At 39.9% G+C, this 16069-nt stretch carries 19 protein-coding genes and 1 tRNA gene; 9 read left to right on the forward strand and 11 right to left on the reverse strand.

The annotated features are described in order from the left end of the window. Genes queA through Q0380_RS08185 form a run of 3 tightly spaced genes read left to right on the forward strand, consistent with a single transcriptional unit; the run spans position 1 to position 2546 of the window. Positions 1–1020, forward strand: a complete 1020-nt coding sequence (queA, locus tag Q0380_RS08175) for a tRNA preQ1(34) S-adenosylmethionine ribosyltransferase-isomerase QueA (RefSeq protein ID WP_298962477.1) — start codon at positions 1–3, stop codon at positions 1018–1020. Next, positions 1017–2054 carry a hypothetical protein gene (locus Q0380_RS08180; RefSeq protein WP_298962480.1) on the forward strand — a complete coding sequence of 346 codons (1038 nt, stop codon included), beginning with the start codon at positions 1017–1019 and terminating at the stop codon, positions 2052–2054. The genes queA and Q0380_RS08180 overlap by 4 nt, the downstream gene beginning before the upstream one ends. 39 nt (positions 2055–2093) lie before the next feature. Next, entirely contained in the window at positions 2094–2546 is a 453-nt protein-coding gene (locus Q0380_RS08185; protein ID WP_298962483.1) for a hypothetical protein, read from the forward strand. Positions 2547–2875: 329 nt separating this feature from the next. Here the strand turns inward: Q0380_RS08185 and Q0380_RS08190 are convergent, their stop codons facing one another. From Q0380_RS08190 to Q0380_RS08225, 8 genes are all read right to left on the reverse strand, one after another. Then, on the reverse strand, positions 2876–3370 hold the full coding sequence (locus Q0380_RS08190; protein WP_298962486.1) for a hypothetical protein: 495 nt from the start codon (positions 3368–3370) through the stop codon (positions 2876–2878). Between the two features lie 99 nt (positions 3371–3469). Continuing rightward, complete coding sequence (locus Q0380_RS08195) at positions 3470–3766, reverse strand: hypothetical protein (protein ID WP_298962489.1); 297 nt, start codon at positions 3764–3766, stop codon at positions 3470–3472. A gap of 112 nt (positions 3767–3878) precedes the next feature. Further along, positions 3879–4139: a 30S ribosomal protein S18 gene (gene rpsR, locus Q0380_RS08200; protein ID WP_295151385.1), complete on the reverse strand. Its 261-nt coding sequence runs from the start codon at positions 4137–4139 to the stop codon at positions 3879–3881. A gap of 13 nt (positions 4140–4152) precedes the next feature. Continuing rightward, positions 4153–4758 (reverse strand): single-stranded DNA-binding protein, encoded by a 606-nt coding sequence (locus Q0380_RS08205; RefSeq protein WP_298962493.1) that lies wholly within the window; start codon positions 4756–4758, stop codon positions 4153–4155. 10 nt (positions 4759–4768) lie between these two features. Next, positions 4769–5182: a 30S ribosomal protein S6 gene (gene rpsF, locus Q0380_RS08210; RefSeq protein WP_298962496.1), complete on the reverse strand. Its 414-nt coding sequence runs from the start codon at positions 5180–5182 to the stop codon at positions 4769–4771. Positions 5183–5266: 84 nt separating this feature from the next. Then, positions 5267–6271: a DNA polymerase III subunit delta gene (locus Q0380_RS08215; RefSeq protein ID WP_298962499.1), complete on the reverse strand. Its 1005-nt coding sequence runs from the start codon at positions 6269–6271 to the stop codon at positions 5267–5269. Continuing rightward, on the reverse strand, positions 6271–8193 hold the full coding sequence (locus Q0380_RS08220; RefSeq protein WP_298962503.1) for a ribonuclease R family protein: 1923 nt from the start codon (positions 8191–8193) through the stop codon (positions 6271–6273). The genes Q0380_RS08215 and Q0380_RS08220 overlap by 1 nt, the downstream gene beginning before the upstream one ends. Beyond that, positions 8190–9443, reverse strand: a complete 1254-nt coding sequence (locus tag Q0380_RS08225; protein WP_298962506.1) for a hypothetical protein — start codon at positions 9441–9443, stop codon at positions 8190–8192. The genes Q0380_RS08220 and Q0380_RS08225 overlap by 4 nt, the downstream gene beginning before the upstream one ends. A gap of 255 nt (positions 9444–9698) precedes the next feature. Between Q0380_RS08225 and Q0380_RS08230 the strand changes: the two genes are divergently transcribed. The 6 genes from Q0380_RS08230 to Q0380_RS08255 all read left to right on the forward strand — a co-directional run bounded on the left by Q0380_RS08230 (position 9699) and on the right by Q0380_RS08255 (position 14965). Next, on the forward strand, positions 9699–10487 hold the full coding sequence (locus tag Q0380_RS08230; RefSeq protein ID WP_298962509.1) for a hypothetical protein: 789 nt from the start codon (positions 9699–9701) through the stop codon (positions 10485–10487). A 314-nt stretch (positions 10488–10801) separates the two neighbouring features. Next, on the forward strand, positions 10802–11539 hold the full coding sequence (locus tag Q0380_RS08235; RefSeq protein WP_298962511.1) for a hypothetical protein: 738 nt from the start codon (positions 10802–10804) through the stop codon (positions 11537–11539). A 289-nt stretch (positions 11540–11828) separates the two neighbouring features. Next, positions 11829–12749 (forward strand): hypothetical protein, encoded by a 921-nt coding sequence (locus tag Q0380_RS08240; RefSeq protein WP_298962513.1) that lies wholly within the window; start codon positions 11829–11831, stop codon positions 12747–12749. A 26-nt stretch (positions 12750–12775) separates the two neighbouring features. Beyond that, positions 12776–13051, forward strand: coding sequence for a hypothetical protein (locus Q0380_RS08245; RefSeq protein ID WP_298962516.1), 276 nt, complete (start codon positions 12776–12778; stop codon positions 13049–13051). 106 nt (positions 13052–13157) lie between these two features. Next, positions 13158–13862, forward strand: a complete 705-nt coding sequence (locus Q0380_RS08250; protein WP_298962519.1) for a hypothetical protein — start codon at positions 13158–13160, stop codon at positions 13860–13862. After that, positions 13859–14965, forward strand: coding sequence for a hypothetical protein (locus Q0380_RS08255; protein ID WP_298962522.1), 1107 nt, complete (start codon positions 13859–13861; stop codon positions 14963–14965). The genes Q0380_RS08250 and Q0380_RS08255 overlap by 4 nt, the downstream gene beginning before the upstream one ends. On the opposite strand, the gene Q0380_RS08260 is transcribed toward Q0380_RS08255, so the two are convergent. The 3 genes from Q0380_RS08260 to atpE form a co-directional block, all read right to left on the reverse strand. Further along, a complete protein-coding gene (locus tag Q0380_RS08260; protein WP_298962525.1) occupies positions 14944–15267 on the reverse strand; it encodes a hypothetical protein in 324 nt (107 codons plus the stop codon). The genes Q0380_RS08255 and Q0380_RS08260 overlap by 22 nt on opposite strands. Positions 15268–15516: 249 nt before the next feature. After that, a tRNA-Leu gene (locus tag Q0380_RS08265) sits at positions 15517–15601 on the reverse strand. Between the two features lie 69 nt (positions 15602–15670). Beyond that, positions 15671–16009, reverse strand: coding sequence for an ATP synthase F0 subunit C (gene atpE, locus Q0380_RS08270; RefSeq protein WP_177386747.1), 339 nt, complete (start codon positions 16007–16009; stop codon positions 15671–15673). Between the last annotated feature and the right edge of the window lie 60 nt (positions 16010–16069).

Genomic DNA, 16069 nt, shown 5'->3' on the forward strand with positions numbered 1-16069 from the left:
ATGGCGGATCTAAATTTAGTCGGTAGCTACGATTACGAGCTTCCTAGCGAGCTCATCGCAAGCGCTCCCGTGATGCCCAAACAAAGCGCGCGCCTGCTGATCTATGACCGCGCCAAGCAGCAGATCACTCACGCGCACTTCGGCGATCTAGCGGACGTCCTACCGCCCTGCGATATTATTTTTAACGACACGCGAGTGATTAAGGCGCGCCTTTTCGGTCATAAAAACAGCGGCGGCAAGATCGAGCTTCTGCTAAACTCGCCACTTGAGGGCAATAAATTTAGCGCCTATATTCGCGGCAGCGTCAAAGTAGGCAGCGAGCTTAGCTTTGAGGCGGGTCTTGAAGCGCGCGTTTGCGAGCTGATGGAAGGTGGGCTTCGCATCGTGCAGTTTGAGCGCGGCGGTAAGGCTTTAAACACCCACGATGTTTTTGAAATTTGCGAACGTATCGGCCATGTGCCGCTGCCGCCGTATATCAAGCGCGCCGATACCAAGCAGGACGAGAGCTGGTATCAAAGCATCTTCGCGCGCGAGCAAGGCGCCGTCGCCGCACCCACCGCGAGCCTTCATTTTAACGATGCGATGCTAAACGATCTGCGCAAAAACCACGAAATTTATTTTATCACGCTACACGTAGGCGCGGGCACCTTTAAGCCCGTGGAAGTAGCGGATCTGCGCGATCACAAGATGCACGGCGAGCTCTACTCTATCCCGCCGCAGACCGCGCAAATTCTAAAAAGCGAGCGAAAAATTTTAGGCGTGGGTACGACGGTGACGAGAACGATCGAAAATTTTGCACGTAACGGGCAAAGCAGCGGGATCTGCGAGCTGTTTTTGCACCCGGGCAATCCGCCGATAAGACAGAATTTTCTGCTTACGAACTTTCACCTGCCCAAATCCACGCTGATAATGCTCGTGGCGAGCTTCATCGGCCTTGAGCGCACGCTTGAGCTCTACCGCATCGCAGTGGAGCAAAGATACCGCTTCTACTCCTATGGCGATGGGATGCTTGTGCTATGAAAGCCGTGGTTTTAGGCGCGCTAGCAATATTGGCTGCGATTGCAGGCTTTGCAGCAAGAAAGCTCTTTTCTAAAAAGCCCGCCGTAAGCGGCAAAATTTTCTCCGCTGCGCCTAAAGCCAAAGAAAGCGATTCCGTCGTGCCTAGACGCGAGGATATCGCGCAGATCGATATTTTAAAAATTTTAAAATTTCAAAGCGAAATTTTATTTGAGGAGTGCACGAAATACGATAGCACGCTCTATCTTAGTTTCCCACCGCAGCTGCCGCGTATCTACGGCGGCGAGGTGCTAAATCTCACTAGCGCGGTTTTTGACGCGTGCGAGTTTTTCCTGCAAAATATCGCTGAACCAATCCGCGTAAGCGTGGAATTTAGCAGTAAGGAACTTAGAGCGAATATGAGCTCTATCAAGCTCGATGTTCGCGTAGGCATCGATCGTGAGCTAAAGGATCCGCGCACCTATGCGCTTAAAAGTGCGCTAGAAAGCGCTGCTAGCACGGATGATGAGTATCTTACTTCGGCGCAGACCCATTTGCGTGCACTCGGTTCGCATCCGAGTATTGGAGCCGACGGGCGCGGAACCTTTATCAAAATGGATGCGGTACTTAGCTGCTTCGCGCAGCAAAGTTTTAGCGCCAAAAAATACGACTACAATGTCATAATCACGCATAAAAACCGCGCGATCTTCGAAGAGCTGCGAGATTTTTTGAGCGGGCTTGGCTGCGACGTGATGCCAAACTCTAACTGGGAGAGCGCGAAGAGACATCTAAACGACTTCATCTACGTAGCCGACGTCGTCATCCTTGACGCCGAGATCCTACGCGCCAATATAAGCGAAATAAACTACCTCAACGCGCTGGAAAAAGACGGGGTATTTTTTATATTTTTGCTCAAAAACAAACACTCGCTCAAGGTGCTAGAGGGGCTGAATTTTAAATTTTTCAAGCTCGAGATGCCATATTTCTACGACGAGTTTTACGCCACGCTTGATCTCATCGAAAAGATCAAAAACGATGAGAATTTCTTGGGGCTGTAGCGAACAGGCAGCGATAAATTTAAAACCTAAGAGATTGAAGTGCTATATTTCGACCTAGATTGGATCAAGGGCAATATAAACGACAGCGAATATGCCTTAAGGCAGCGGCGGTACGAGGCGTATTTGGCAGGGCTGCATAAAAATATGCATACGCTAGAAAGAATTTTTGCGGGCATAAGCTTCAACGATGCGCTATTGCTACCCAAAAAGCAAATTAATGAAAAGTTGCATTTGAAATTTTACATCGGAGATTTGCAAAATGGATATTATGAACTAAAATGCGTTATGAGCTCGGATCAAAGATGCGACGCGGCGCCCGGCGAAATAATAACGAGCGAGATATTTTACGAAAATGGCAATTACCGCTTCTCTTTCATCCTTACCTGCCTGAAGGAATACGCCGTTAATTTTTCCAGGATAGATAGCCTTAAATTTAACGCGATTTCGCAGAAAAAATACCACTTTGAGCATAAGAAATTTAAACTTTCATAGAAAACCGCGCGCCTCAGTCGTCGCGCATAAAATTTTGCCCGTAAAGATCGCGCCCTTAAATTTATCCCGCTTGCAAGCCGCAAACAGCGTAAATTCCGTCGCGCCTTGCAGCTAATTTATTAAATTTAACATAATCCGCGCACAAGTAAGTTTATTTCGTCCGCTTACCTCAAAAACGCTCAAGCTCCATTTTTAAAATTTACGCCTCAAGCGGACTTAAGAAATTTCAGAAAGCGGCGCAATATGTTTTGAAGCACGCCCGATAAGACGTATATAAAGCGAGTAAATTTAAGAATTTAGTGCGGATGGCTTGGCTTGCGATTTAAATTTTATCTTTCGCTCTCTTTTTTAGCCCTGACCGCTTCATAAAGCTCATCGATCGAGGTTACGGACGAGCCCGAATATTTCTGCGCCGCTTGCATAGTCTTTTTGCCCCACTTGCCGTCGATTGCCACACCGTAGCTACCGAACATCAGACTTCGCTGGATATAATAGACTTTATCTTGCTGCGTCATATTTTGTTGCTTCTGCACTTCGCGCTCGGCGTCTTTTGCCTGCTCACTTTCATATACGGAAGCACCCGCTAAATACCCTAGAACTAAAGCTCCAGCGATCGGAACGACAAGGGTAACAAATCTATTATTTACGTTAGAAGTCAAGCCTTCCAAAAATGCCTTTGCAACGCAAAACACTATAAAAGCAGGAATGGAAGCTATAACGGCATTAAAACCACCCAAAATGGCTATGACGCCAAAAACGATAACTGCAGCTGCAAGTCCATCAAAAGCACCACTACCAGCAAGGAAGCCCAGGAAAAAATTCATAATTTATCTTTTAAAATTTAAGTAATGTAATTCTTCAAAATTTAAATTTAATCGGAGAATTACAAAATTTATCCCCGCCAATAGACGGCGGAACATAGGCTACTTAACGTGCTTCATGATCCTATGAAATTGCGGACTATGATCTCGCGCCATAAAAATAGACCCAATGATACCTAACACGCCGATACCCAAGACGATATAAAATAAAGTACCGCTATCCTTGGTAAAAGCCCCTCCAAAGAACAGCCAAAGTATAGAAATAAGAAGCGTCTTTAACCAGAGTCTACTATAAGAGATCTCCGCCTGGCACCCACCGCATACGACCGCACCGTATTTGATGTCGTCTTTGCCGCAAAAAGGACATTCCAAATATTCCGCTTGTTCATTCTCTGCCATAATTTCTCCTTTGAAAAAATATGGGTGAAATTATATATATAAGAGTGAGCTTAAATTTTAAAATTTAGAGTTTAAAATAGGGGGAATTTTAGCGGCTCTACGCCGCTAAATTTTAAAGATTTTCGAATGGATTTACGACCACGTCTTTGCGATCGACAATGTAAGGTATAAGGGCTGCCTGGCGCGCGCGTTTGATAGCCTTTTCTACCATCTCTTGGTATTTTTTGCTAGTGCCGGTTAAGCGACGCGGCATAATCTTAAAGCGCTCGCTTAGGCAGTGCTTTAGCAGCGCCGTGTCCTTATAATCGATAAATTCGATCTTTGCCTCTGTAAATTTGCAATACTTCCTAGTATATTTTCTCTTATCTGCCATGATTTTTCCTTAATTAAAATGGGATCGTGTCATTGCCGTCATCGTATTTATCGGCATCGACGTCGACTTCCGGAATCGTGCTTTCGTAACTCTGCTCTTTTTGTTTAGATGCGTTGTAATCGTTTTTTGCGCCTCTAGAATTTGAGTTTTGTCTATTAGCATAGCTATTTCCGCCGCCATAATTACCGCCGCCGCCGCCATAGCTAGAATTTCCTCCGCCGTAGCCGCCGGAGCTTCCACCATAATTGCCGCCCTCGTAATTACCGCCTTGATTATAGCCGCCGCTTCCACCTTGATTGCTTCCTAGCATCTCCATCGTATCTACGCTGATAGAGTGTTTGCTTCGGTTCTGTCCGTTTTGATCCTGCCACTGATCTAGCTTTAAGCGACCCTCGATCAAAATTTTACTGCCTTTTCGCAAGTATTGGTTTGCGATCTCGGCCGTGCGACCGAAAAAATCTATGTCTATAAAGCACGTTTCTTCGCGTTTCTCGCCGTTTGAGCTATTATATCTGCGTGTGACGGCGATGCCGGTTTTGCCTACGGCGGTGCCCGTTTGCAGATATCTAAGCTCGATATCTCGGGTCAAATTACCTACCAAAACTACTTTATTGAACATATTTTATCCTTTATTCGCCCTCTTTGGCTGCTTCTTCAGGCTCTTTTGGCTCTACCGGCGCTTTTGGCTCGCGCTCTTTTTTCGCAGGGCTTAGTTTGATGCCTTTGCTTAGCTTGTCCCAAGCCGAAATTTCACGCTTAGTCTCATATTTGACGGTCAAAAATCTAATGATATCTTCGGTGATGCGCAGATTTCTAACAAGTTCGGAGATCAAGCTCGGCTCGGCCTTAAAATAGATTACGAAATAAATTCCGCGCTCATATTTGTCGATCTTATAGGCTAGCTTTCTAGTGCCCATTTCGATCACGGAAGCGATCTCTCCGCCGTTTTTGGTTATGATTTCTTTGACGAAATCGACTTTTGTTTTAACTTCATCGTCGGTAAGCGTGGGCTTAACGATGAATAAAACCTCATAGTTTCTCATAAATTCTCCTTATGGATTTTAGCTCGCAAACAGCGTCTGCGGGCAAGGATTTTGCAAAAAATGCGAAGGGATATTACTAAAATTTCACTTAATATTTGCTTTTTGTCCTAGCGAACTTAGCAGCATGCGCTGCAACCTCAAAAACGACGCAAGCAAAAGCTCGTCCTTCGCCGCGTTTTTTTCGCTTTTTAGTTCAAATTCCAAATCGTTTAAGTGGGCAAAAATTTTATAAAACGTCCGCGTTGAAAAACCGGTGGCATAGCGCTGCATCTGTGCGGCCACGGAAGGTGGCGGTTGATAGCCTAAAACCGCCTTAAAATCAAATCTACCGTTTATTTTCACGTAAGCGTGCAGCCGAAAAATTCTATAAATCAACCGGTAGAAATAATTTATCAGCTCCATCTCGTTGTATCCGCCGCCCAGAGCCATTTTGTAAAAATCTATGCGAAAATCGCTTAGTCCAAAAATTTTATCAAAAAGCTCGTCGTAGCTCACCTCGCTAAGACCATAAACCATTAAATTTACGTTTTGCAGGCTAAGCTCAAGCCCTAAACTTGCGAATTTCTCTATCTCGCTCGCGCTTAGGCTCAGGCTTTCGTTGTGGATGGCGTAGATCCTGCTAAGCGCGGCGGTGTTTGCAAAAAGCCCGCACATCTCGCATTTTTGCGCAAGCAGCGCTATGGCTTCGTTTACGCCCGATGGTTTGAAAAATCTAACCTCGTTTCGTTCAAATTCTTTGATAAAATCCGCACTCACCGAAATTTCGCTATCGTTTAACTCGTAGATCAGATGGTTATTCGCGTCCGACTTACACAGCGCGATGAGCCTTCGCAGCTCCTCTTTTTTGATGAGAGAGGCGGTTTTGATGTGAAGCGTGTTGCTGCCGCCGAAAAGCGAGGGCTCCAAGAAGCTTCGCGCCTGCTCAAAATCATACTCCAAAAAATACAAACTCAAAAAATTTTCCGAGGCGTAAATTTGCTTCAATCGCTGCGCGTAAAGCTCGTTTGAAAAATCGTCTCCGCCGCGCAAAAGCACGAAATTCGGCACCCTGCCACTTGCGATAAGCCCGTCAAATTCTTTCCTATACATCAGATTTTCTTTACCACCCTGCCTAAAATCACTCCGCTAGCGATGTTTGCGTCCGTAAGCTCCACCAGCACGGGAGTTAAAATGTCGCCGGCGAAATTTGAAACTAAAATTTTAGCCCCCTTTAGCTTGTCGTCTAGCTTTGCGGTGACGGAATTTCCGTTTTCGTCGATGTAGCAGCGAAATTTTTTGCCCAAATTTTCCGCGGCCCAGCGCGCAAATTTTCGGTCCATAAAATCAAACGCGACCTTATCCGCCTCGCGCTCGAGCTCGTTTAACCGCGCGCACGTCGCGTCGATGTTTAAAAGCAGGTAATTATAAAATTTTTCATCTCCCCTCATCTGCGCCTTTAGCAGGCGGTGCAAAATGAGATCGGAATAGCGCCTGATCGGGCTTGTGAAGTGCGTGTAGTTATCAAATCCGAGCCCGAAATGCCCGCGCGATTCGGACGCATACTCGGCGCGCTTTTGAGCCTTGATGATGAGCTTATCGACCTCCTCGCGGATCCCCATGGTATCGGCTTGCGCTTGGATTTCACCGATCATTTTAGCAAGGTTGCTCTGATACGGCGCGTCGATGCCGAACAGCGCCAGATCGTCAAGCAGAGCGTAAATTTTTTTAAGCTCCGCCGAGCCGTGATTTCTAAAAACGCCCCGCTCGATGCGCGCCGCAGCGGCTTTGTTGGCTAGCAGCATACAATCCTCGATGAGTTTGTGCGACGGAGTGTCGGTCTCAAAGCGGGTGGAGCTTATTAGTCCGTGCTCATCAAGCGTGATGCGAAGTTCCTTGGTGCGAAAATCAAATCCGCGCTTCAGCCTCGCGCGGCGCAGGCGCTCGCAAATTTCATTAAGCGGCAAGAGCCAGCTTAAAATTTCAGGCTCGCACGCCTTGCGAGTGCGTAAAATTTCATCGACCTCGTCGTAATCGTAGCGGCGTTTTGATCTTATAATTGCTTCGAAAAGCTCCTGCTTTTGCGGGTTTAAATTTTCATCCAAAGAGATTTTAAAAACAAAGGCCAGCCTCGGAAGATCTGGCATCAGCGAGCAGATGTTTTCGCTAAGCTCGCGCGGTAGCATCGGCACGGATCTGTGCGGGAAATAGATCGAAAAGCCGCGAAATTTCGCCTCCTTATCGATAGGCGAGTATTCGCTTACGTATTCGCTCACGTCGGCGATCGCGACGTAAAGCGTGCGCTCTTTTACGTCAAAATAGATCGCGTCGTCGAAGTCTTTGGCGTCGATAGGATCGATAGTGCAAAATGCAAGATGCTGCAAATCTACGCGCTGCGGATACAGCGCCTCGTCCACTTCGCTGCCGAAGCTCGCGGCTTGCTGCTTGCACGCTTCGTTAAATTCGTCGTTTTTATCGTAGATCGCTAAAGAAATTTTCTCATCGACGAAGGGATCGGATAAGCTTCCAATCACCTCGGTGATCTCGTTCGTTAGATTATCGATCTTTAAAAGGGTGTCTGACGGCAGCTGCTTGAGCGATTTTTGCGTGGCTTTGAGCGGATTTGCGAGACCGGTTTTGACGTTTACGCCTAAAATTTCGCGCCCGAAGCTTTTGGTATAAACCACGCTCGTTAAAAACGCAGGCTTAACGCACATCAGCACTTTTGCGTGCAGGCGGGACTTTCTTGAGCTTAAAATTTTTGCTAGGATCAGATCGCCCAGGTGTACGCCGCTTAAATATCTGTTTTCGATGATGAGATCTGCCTTGAAGCGATCGTCGAAGCTTTGCAGATAGCCCGTGCCGTCGCGCGCGATGTCGAGCCTGCCGAAAACATAGCCGTCGTTTAGATAGAGCTTGCCTTTGTGCGCGCTGATGGCGCCGATATTTAGGAGATTGCGCGCGAGCTCCTTTTGCTCGCCGCTAAGATCCTTTTCAAATACGCCCGAGTTAAAGGCGCGCAGGAACTCTTTCATATCAAAATTTCGCCTTTCGCCTCTAAAAACGCTTCCTGCTCGAAGCCGAACTCGACTAGTAAATTTAAAGCGTTATCGATGCTAAGCTCGTCGAAGTGATGGTAGATATTGACCGCGGTTTTGGCGATCTTTAGCATTGCATAGCGGGATTTGTTCTCAAAAGGCGCATCGTCGGGGACGTTTGAATACAGCGCGTCCTGCGCGACCTGCTCTAGCCCGAAATGCGCAAATAGCGCGTGCGAGACGCTTTCGCGGTTCGTGCCGCTAAATTCCATCTCCACGTCGGTAAAATCCTGCGGAAAGATCGAGCCCTTGATGGCGTGGTAAAATTCCTCCGCCTTGCCCGCCGCGCACACCTGCTCGTCGATAAAAACTCGCCCGAACTCCACTAAAATCACGCTTGAAAGGATGTTTTGCTCGATCTGCGGGTAGGATTTGATCCACGAAAACATAAGCAGATTTCGCAGTAGCGAGACCTGCGTGAGCTTTTCGCGGTCGATGCGATACGCCTGCAGACTCGGCTTTAGCATCGCGTCAAATACGGCGAATAGAAAAAACGCCCGCATCTGCTCGCGCCCGTAAAGCTCGAACGCTCGCTGCAAATTTAGCGCTTTTAATGCCGCGGCGCCCTGCTCTTGTCCTTGCTCCTGCGCTCTTCCCCATTCTTGCTCCTGTTTTTGCTGCTGCGCTTGCCCCTGCTCCTGCTCTCGTTCTTGCTGTTGCGTTTGTGCAGCTCGCGTAGAGATACTCGAACCTAGCGCGCAATCGGCTTTCGCAGCGGCATGCTGATTTTGCCGCTGCGTATCGCTCGCGGCCTGCGAGGGGTTAAATTTAAAATTCTCGTCGCTGCAGTTCGCGTCGTTTGCGTCATTTGAATGATTAAATTTAAGACTATCGCCCTGCTCTGCTAAGTCTGCGCCCTTTTGCTCGCTCGAGGTACACTCGTTTTGCCGCCACTCGTCTGCGGCATCTTGTAAGCCGCATCCTATGGACTTCACAGGCTCCGCGCCTTGTAGATCGCACCGCCCGTTTGCGGCAGTAAAATTTTGCCTTGCAAGTCCTTCGGCGCTAAATTTAGACAAACCGCAAAAGGCTAAATCTAAAATTTTATCTGTGAGGGGAGCATTTTTTGAAATTTGCAAAGCGAGCCTGGCGTCCGAAACATCCGCGTCAAACGATGCTAAAATTTTTAAAATTTCATCGCTAAAACCCGCGAGTGCGCCTATTTTTTGGGTTATAAATTTATTCATTTTGAAAAGCCGTTCAATATAAATTTCGCACAATCATATCAAATTTTAACTCAAATTGCAAAGCAAAACGCCACCGTTGCGTCCAAATTCCGCTTCGGCTCGCGGGCTTTTGAAGTGCTTTTTTGCGTTTGAAAATCGCAGATTAATCCGCCCGTTTATCGTGACGGCAAACCTAAAATTTCATCCGCTGTTTTATAAAATTTTAATCCCCTTTCGTATAGAATGCATCGAAATTCCGTTTATAAAGAGCTTGATTTGGATAAATTTGAAGTCAGCACTGTGCCAAGAAAAGAAAGGACTAGGGACTACGACAAAGAGCCACTAGTTTTGCGGGATTATTCTGGCTTTCCTTTGATTTTACATTATCTGTTTATTTTGATATTTTGGATTACTGCTTCTGGATTTTGTATTAATTGCTTAGATGATTTTGAAAGCGGTATTTTAGATTTTGATGACACAAAACGAACGATAATAAAATTTGGCTTTGCAATAGTTGTATTTTTGATATTTGATTGTTTTAATATTATAAATTTAAAGAAAAAATATACCTATTTTTATAATTCAAAAGTTGCATATTATGATCAAAATTTTAAAGAAACTAGCAGTGAAGATATAATATTTAACAAAGACACAACTTTTAAGGCAATCTGGTTTTTAGATATGATATTTTCAACTATTTTTGGTAAGGTATTTTTAGTTAGTTTTTTCATAATTAGCTTTATTAAAGGAACTTTTGGCATATCTTTAATAGGTGTATTACTTTTAATATTTATATTATTGTTTGTGGAATTTTTAGAAATTATAGTTTTTTTGGTAATTTATAGATATGAAAATAAAAGTTTTAAAAATTTTTGGAAAATATTTCCAAAATTTCAAATAAATCTTGAATATATAAAAGAAATACACTGGTATGATTATAGCTGGGAGAATCAAGGACTTTATTCTATACATATATTTTCTTTCAATGAAAAAAATTACAATAAGGTAAGAGATTATATTTTTACGGTCTTTAATATAGATATAAATAAAAATTTAAGTAAATAACATTTTTTTTGATAAAGAATAAAAAATGAGAAAGTTTGAGGCGCTAAAAACATATGCAGGGCTAGCTTGGGCGGGGTATATGGGATTGAACAATTAACAAGCTGTGGTATAAAAAAGACTGCCATGGATTTTGGGTTTAAATGAGGGCTAATTCAGATCAAACAGATCCAAATATCAAATTTATAAATTTAAATTTACTTGTTGCTTGAATTTAAAAGCAATAGCAAGTTTAAATTTGTAAATTTATAAAATCCAATATCGGTGATACTGATCGAGATTGAATTTAAAATGAAATTGTATAAAAAGGATGAAAGGTGGATAATGATGTTTTTAATAAAAACAAGAATTTAAGGGATTATGACAAAGAGCCGTTGATTTTACGTGATTACAGTAGAGAAATATTGCTTCACGGTATTTTAAATTTAATATTTTTCTTTATTTCTTTGCTTTTTGTTTTTACGATACAGTACCACATCGAATTTGATAAATTTGACGAAATAATAAGAAAAATTTATATCTTATTTTTGATATTTATAGTGTTTTTATTTATTTCTTATGTAATAACTATTATTTCAAAAGAACGCTTTGTCTCACTTTCGTCTAATATGAGAGCAGTATATTACGATAGCGATTTGCAAATACGAAAAATTCAGAGCTTATTGGGGAATAAAGAATTTTTATCGTTTTTATATTTCATACTTAGTAGCAAATTTATAACATTATATCCTATTTTAATTGCATCAATAGGTGGATTTATATTTACTTTTGATAGCGAATTTATAATAAGTTTGCTTCTTTACGCTTTTGCTTTGTTTTTAGCGATTATATATGATATTTTATTTCGTATGTTACTTTATAAAAAATCAAATAAAAATTTGACAAATTTTTGGGAATATTCGCAAAAATTTGTAATTGATATAGGTTGGATAAGAGGTGTTCGTGTAATAATACAACAAGGGGCAACAATAGCTTTTTTTAATCAAAAAGACCACGATTTATTGAAAGAATATTTTCTTACACTTTTTCACATAAATTTAGATAAAGATATATAAAAGATATTAAAATTTTTCTAATAAGGAGACAAAAAATGAGTAATTCAAGTAGAATTAACAAAGCAACAAACGAGTTGGATAAAGCAGAAAAAAGACTGCTGTATTCTTTGGGTTTAACTGAGGGCTAATTCAGATCAAACAGATCCAAATATCAAATTTGCAAATTTAAATTTACTAATTGTGTGAATTTGTAAAGTAAGTTTAAATTTGTAAATTTAATAAATTCAGTATCAGCGATACTGACCGAGTTTAAATTCGCAAGTTAAACTTTAAATTTGAAAGGAAAAATATGAAAAAATTATTTAAAATTTTATTTATAATCTTTATTTTATTTATTTTGTGTCTTATTATTTCATTTGCTTATCAACTTTATAAAGACGACAAAAGGCATACTGCCGAATTAGAAGCTATGTTTGACAAATACGATAAAGTAAAATATTTGGAAAACATGATAGATTTTAAAACAGCAACCGAGCATGAAAAAATTAATTTTTACATAAAAGATTTTCTACAAAAAATTCACTATTTAGACAATTATCCAGCAAAAGATATAAAAAAGATGAAAAATATCCATAGAGATATAAATGACTTTGCTGAAACAAGATTTTATATTTGCAATGGAGACAAATACCCTGATGACAAATGCGAATTTTTCAAGCTTGATAAAAGATTAAATTTAGAATATTTACTAAATTTAGGTTCTAAAATTTGTAATGCCGACACGCCTATACAAAGCGCACAAGAGATAATTGATAATGATGAAATTTTAAAAATAGAACCTTTTTATCCGTTCAATGAAAAATACATTATTGATGAAAATGGTAAATTTTTGGAAAATTTCGTTTATATTGGCGAAAATAAGCATATACTTTTTTCAGATTTTGTATTTATAAATAAAAAAGTCTTAAAATATCACGATACAAAAAACGACATAGTCATTGTATCAAATATTATGTTTTCTTGGCTTTTAGCAAATGCTATTGTCAATAAAGAAATATCAGAATTTTGCGTTACCCATAATCTACTGACAACGAACAAAAAAAGATTTTTTGAAAAAACACATGGGAGAGAATATTATTTTAAATATATTCCTGCCAATAGACCTACACTCCAAAATATCGTTTTTAATGATTTTTCATATAATGGCGATTACTATTATAATGCGATTTTAGAGCAATACCAAACTTTAAAAAAACAACAATTTCAATAAAAATCTAAATTTACAAGGAGACGGCAATGCCAAAAATTGATTTAAACGGTGGTGGAGTAAAAACAATATCAAGAAAAAACAGTAAAACATACTTTGACCTGGATAATAACAAATTCGCAGAAAATACCTCTTGGATAGACAAAAATGACGGAATTTTAATCAATAAAACCTTAATCACAAATAGCATAACAAACGGAAGCGAACTATTTGGAAATCATACTTTACTAAGAGATGGAAGTTTGGCTAATAACGGCTTTGAGGCCCTAAAAGAATTTGCAAATTTAAATTTACTTGTTGCTTGAATTTAAAAGCAATAGCGAGTTTAAATTTGTAAATTCATAAAATTCAGTATCAAACGATACTGACCGAGATTGAATTTACTAGGAAATTTTATAAAAAGGATCAAATTTGGTAAACGATGTTTTTAATAAAAACAAAAATTTAAGGGATTATGATAAAGAGCCGATTATTATAAAAGATTACAAACCACAAGTAAATTTGATTGGTATATTTTTAATGATTTTAGCTTTTGTTATTTTGTGTATCGCAAAACCAGAAAAAGTCAATGGTTTTACGATTTTATCTCTTATGGTAGCAATTCCTTACATTATGAAATTTTTGGGCAAAAATTATTTTATTCTGAAAAATGAAATGATAAGCCAAATTAAAAATGATAAATCTTTTGATTTTATGCAAGTAAAAAATATTAAAAATGTTAAATTCAGCGTTGATTTTAGAGATGGAAGCGAACAAATTTCACTAGTTGCCAAAATTTTACTTTTGATTATTATTTCTACATACATATACGCAATTTTTGCATTTAATGAGCCTATTATTTTGTTTTTTATTTTTGCACTTATCGTTGTATTTTATGCAATTCCAAAAATCATAACTCATACAATAAATGGTGGCAAAATCAATGATAGCGTTTATGATTGTCTTACCATTTACAGCAAAAATGGAAAAGTGATGAATATTATGATTTGCAACGACAAAGAATTTAAAGAATTTAAAAAATACTTTTTAGAAAATGTGAAATTAAATATTTCAAATGCTAAAACTAGCTTTGGAATTTTTGATAAAAATTTTTATAACACAAGGAGCGAACGATGAATTCAACAGGTAGCAGAGAAGCGAAAGCAAGAGTTGCTTTGGATAAAGCTGAAAAAAATATTATTGAAAAATTTACTAAATTCAATCTTTCTGAAAATAGTAAAGATAATTTAAAAAATATTCGTAAAATGTGGAATAGTGCAAGCAGTGGTTATAGTATTGCTGAAAATTTCACTGATATACCCGAGAAAATTTTAAAAAGCAAAGCTAGGGCTATTGTTTTGTTTGTAGAAACCGCAGCAGGAAATGTGTTAATTGATAGCACTATGGGTGAAAGTAAAATGAAACAAATGGTTGGGGCGTTAGGAGATGCAATTATTGCTGGTGCGGCATTATTGACACCGCAAGGTTGGATAATTACTGGTGTAAATTTGGCATTATCTCTTGTTGATTGGGATTTGGGAAGTATATTTAAGAAAATATATGGAGAAGATAACGATAATATAAATATTACTTCAAATGGCTTTATAGAAGTTAGGAATAATGATGGTTCTATTTATACAAGACCATTATCGACACAAGCTAGAAAAATTTTAAACATTAATGGTGAGCCAAGTGGTTCTATATTTGGCGACAGGAAAGGCGATGTATTGTTCGGCAGTAGTGGAGATAACTTGCTTCAAGGTAGAAATAGCGATGATTTGCTTCTTGGGGGAGCCGGCTATGATACATACTTTACCGACGGCAAAGACACCATAAAAGACTCTGACGGCAAAGGACAAGTATATTTTTATGGTCGCAAACTAACAGACGGCACTCAAGTAGAAAAAGGTTCAAACATATATAAAACAAAAGACAATATAAAATATGAACTAATTGATAATAAGCTTATAGTGAATGATAGCCTTATTATAGAAGACTTTAATCCATACCAAGAGTGTCTTGACATAACCCTACACAAAGCAGATGAGATAGCTGTAAATGTATCAAATGCAAATGCGGTAGAAAAAGCAGGAAAGATGAATTTTACAATCTCGCTTAGTAGAGAGTTAAAAGAAGGTGAATTCGTAAAAGTAACCATACCTGCCATAAACGGCAATGAAGCAAAAACTTATATGTTTATGCACCATAGCAACCCAAACTATACGCTAGGAGCAGCATAGAGCATGTATTTACTGGTAGCACAAATTATGAATATTAACAATATTCTAGCCCCTTCGAATGTTATTTCGTCGGCATTGCCTAGAGCCTTAATTAGCTTGCCGCCTTGCGTATAGTGATAGTGTCTATGCATTTTAACCGTTCCGCCTCTGGCCGGTGAGCTATAAAATTTAACGGCTATAAAATCATCTAAGACTTCGACCATAGTGCGCTTATGTTGCGGCAAGATAAAATTCCTGACTACTTTGTCAGGATCTGATTTAAAAATTGGATTATCCTTAATTTTGGTAAAAACTTCTGCCATCTTTCTTCCTTTGTATAGTAATTTTAGGCAGATTATAGAATTTCCTCAAAGGATTAACAAGGCAGGAGCGCAGAAAAAACTACTATACAATTTTTTAATATATAGTAGTTTTTCTTAAAATATATGTATCAATCGGTAGTTTCAAGTATTAGGAATTTTTTAAGACTAATTTTAAAATTCCCAAAAATAGGGCTTAAAAAATTATTTAAAAATTCAAAAAACAAAAAAATAGGGGAAAATTTTGATAGATGGTGCGACCGACGAGATTTGAACTCGTACACCTTGCGGCACTACCCCCTCAAGATAGCGTGTCTACCAATTCCACCACGGTCGCATAAATTTTAAAGCTTAATCTCAAGCCTTGAATTATATAAGTTTGAAGCCCGATTTCTCGGACTTTTGATTAATTTGCAGCAGCCTTTAAACCCGCTGTCAAAAAAGGATTTACGAAAAGCAAGATAAATGAAATAACTAATGCATAGATAACCTGCGCTTCGATCATCGCTAGCGAAATATACATCGTATTCGATAGCTTGCTAGCTACGCTTGGATTTCTAGCGATGCCGTTAAGTGTCGCGCTAGCGGCATTTCCCATACCTAACGCGCCACCCAAAGCGGCTAGACCTAAAACGACTGCAACGGTAATTGCAGAAAAAGAAACGATCTGAGTGTAAGCACTTAGCTGCTCGCTAGCGAAAGCCGCGCCGCAAAGCGCAAATAACAATACAAGAACTTTTTTCATAAAAGTCTCCATAAATAAATTTTAAAACGAGTTTCGGCTCAATACCCCCTACTCCAACGT

The sequence above is a fragment of the uncultured Campylobacter sp. genome, from assembly GCF_937959485.1.
Classification (GTDB): Bacteria; Campylobacterota; Campylobacteria; order Campylobacterales; family Campylobacteraceae; genus Campylobacter_B.

Bases quoted from the DNA above. Each gene is read 5' to 3' on its own strand.
- Q0380_RS08180 (WP_298962480.1), top strand. From the start codon at position 1,017: ATGAAAGCCGTGGTTTTAGGCGCGCTAGCAATATTGGCTGCGATTGCA.
- Q0380_RS08220 (WP_298962503.1), bottom strand. From the start codon at position 8,193: ATGAAAGAGTTCCTGCGCGCCTTTAACTCGGGCGTATTTGAAAAGGAT.
- Q0380_RS08245 (WP_298962516.1), top strand. From the start codon at position 12,776: ATGCCAAAAATTGATTTAAACGGTGGTGGAGTAAAAACAATATCAAGA.
- queA (WP_298962477.1), top strand. From the start codon at position 1: ATGGCGGATCTAAATTTAGTCGGTAGCTACGATTACGAGCTTCCTAGC.
- Q0380_RS08240 (WP_298962513.1), top strand. From the start codon at position 11,829: ATGAAAAAATTATTTAAAATTTTATTTATAATCTTTATTTTATTTATT.
- Q0380_RS08255 (WP_298962522.1), top strand. From the start codon at position 13,859: ATGAATTCAACAGGTAGCAGAGAAGCGAAAGCAAGAGTTGCTTTGGAT.
- rpsF (WP_298962496.1), bottom strand. From the start codon at position 5,182: ATGAGAAACTATGAGGTTTTATTCATCGTTAAGCCCACGCTTACCGAC.
- Q0380_RS08215 (WP_298962499.1), bottom strand. From the start codon at position 6,271: ATGTATAGGAAAGAATTTGACGGGCTTATCGCAAGTGGCAGGGTGCCG.
- Q0380_RS08260 (WP_298962525.1), bottom strand. From the start codon at position 15,267: ATGGCAGAAGTTTTTACCAAAATTAAGGATAATCCAATTTTTAAATCA.
- Q0380_RS08190 (WP_298962486.1), bottom strand. From the start codon at position 3,370: ATGAATTTTTTCCTGGGCTTCCTTGCTGGTAGTGGTGCTTTTGATGGA.
- Q0380_RS08225 (WP_298962506.1), bottom strand. From the start codon at position 9,443: ATGAATAAATTTATAACCCAAAAAATAGGCGCACTCGCGGGTTTTAGC.
- Q0380_RS08205 (WP_298962493.1), bottom strand. From the start codon at position 4,758: ATGTTCAATAAAGTAGTTTTGGTAGGTAATTTGACCCGAGATATCGAG.
- Q0380_RS08195 (WP_298962489.1), bottom strand. From the start codon at position 3,766: ATGGCAGAGAATGAACAAGCGGAATATTTGGAATGTCCTTTTTGCGGC.
- rpsR (WP_295151385.1), bottom strand. From the start codon at position 4,139: ATGGCAGATAAGAGAAAATATACTAGGAAGTATTGCAAATTTACAGAG.
- atpE (WP_177386747.1), bottom strand. From the start codon at position 16,009: ATGAAAAAAGTTCTTGTATTGTTATTTGCGCTTTGCGGCGCGGCTTTC.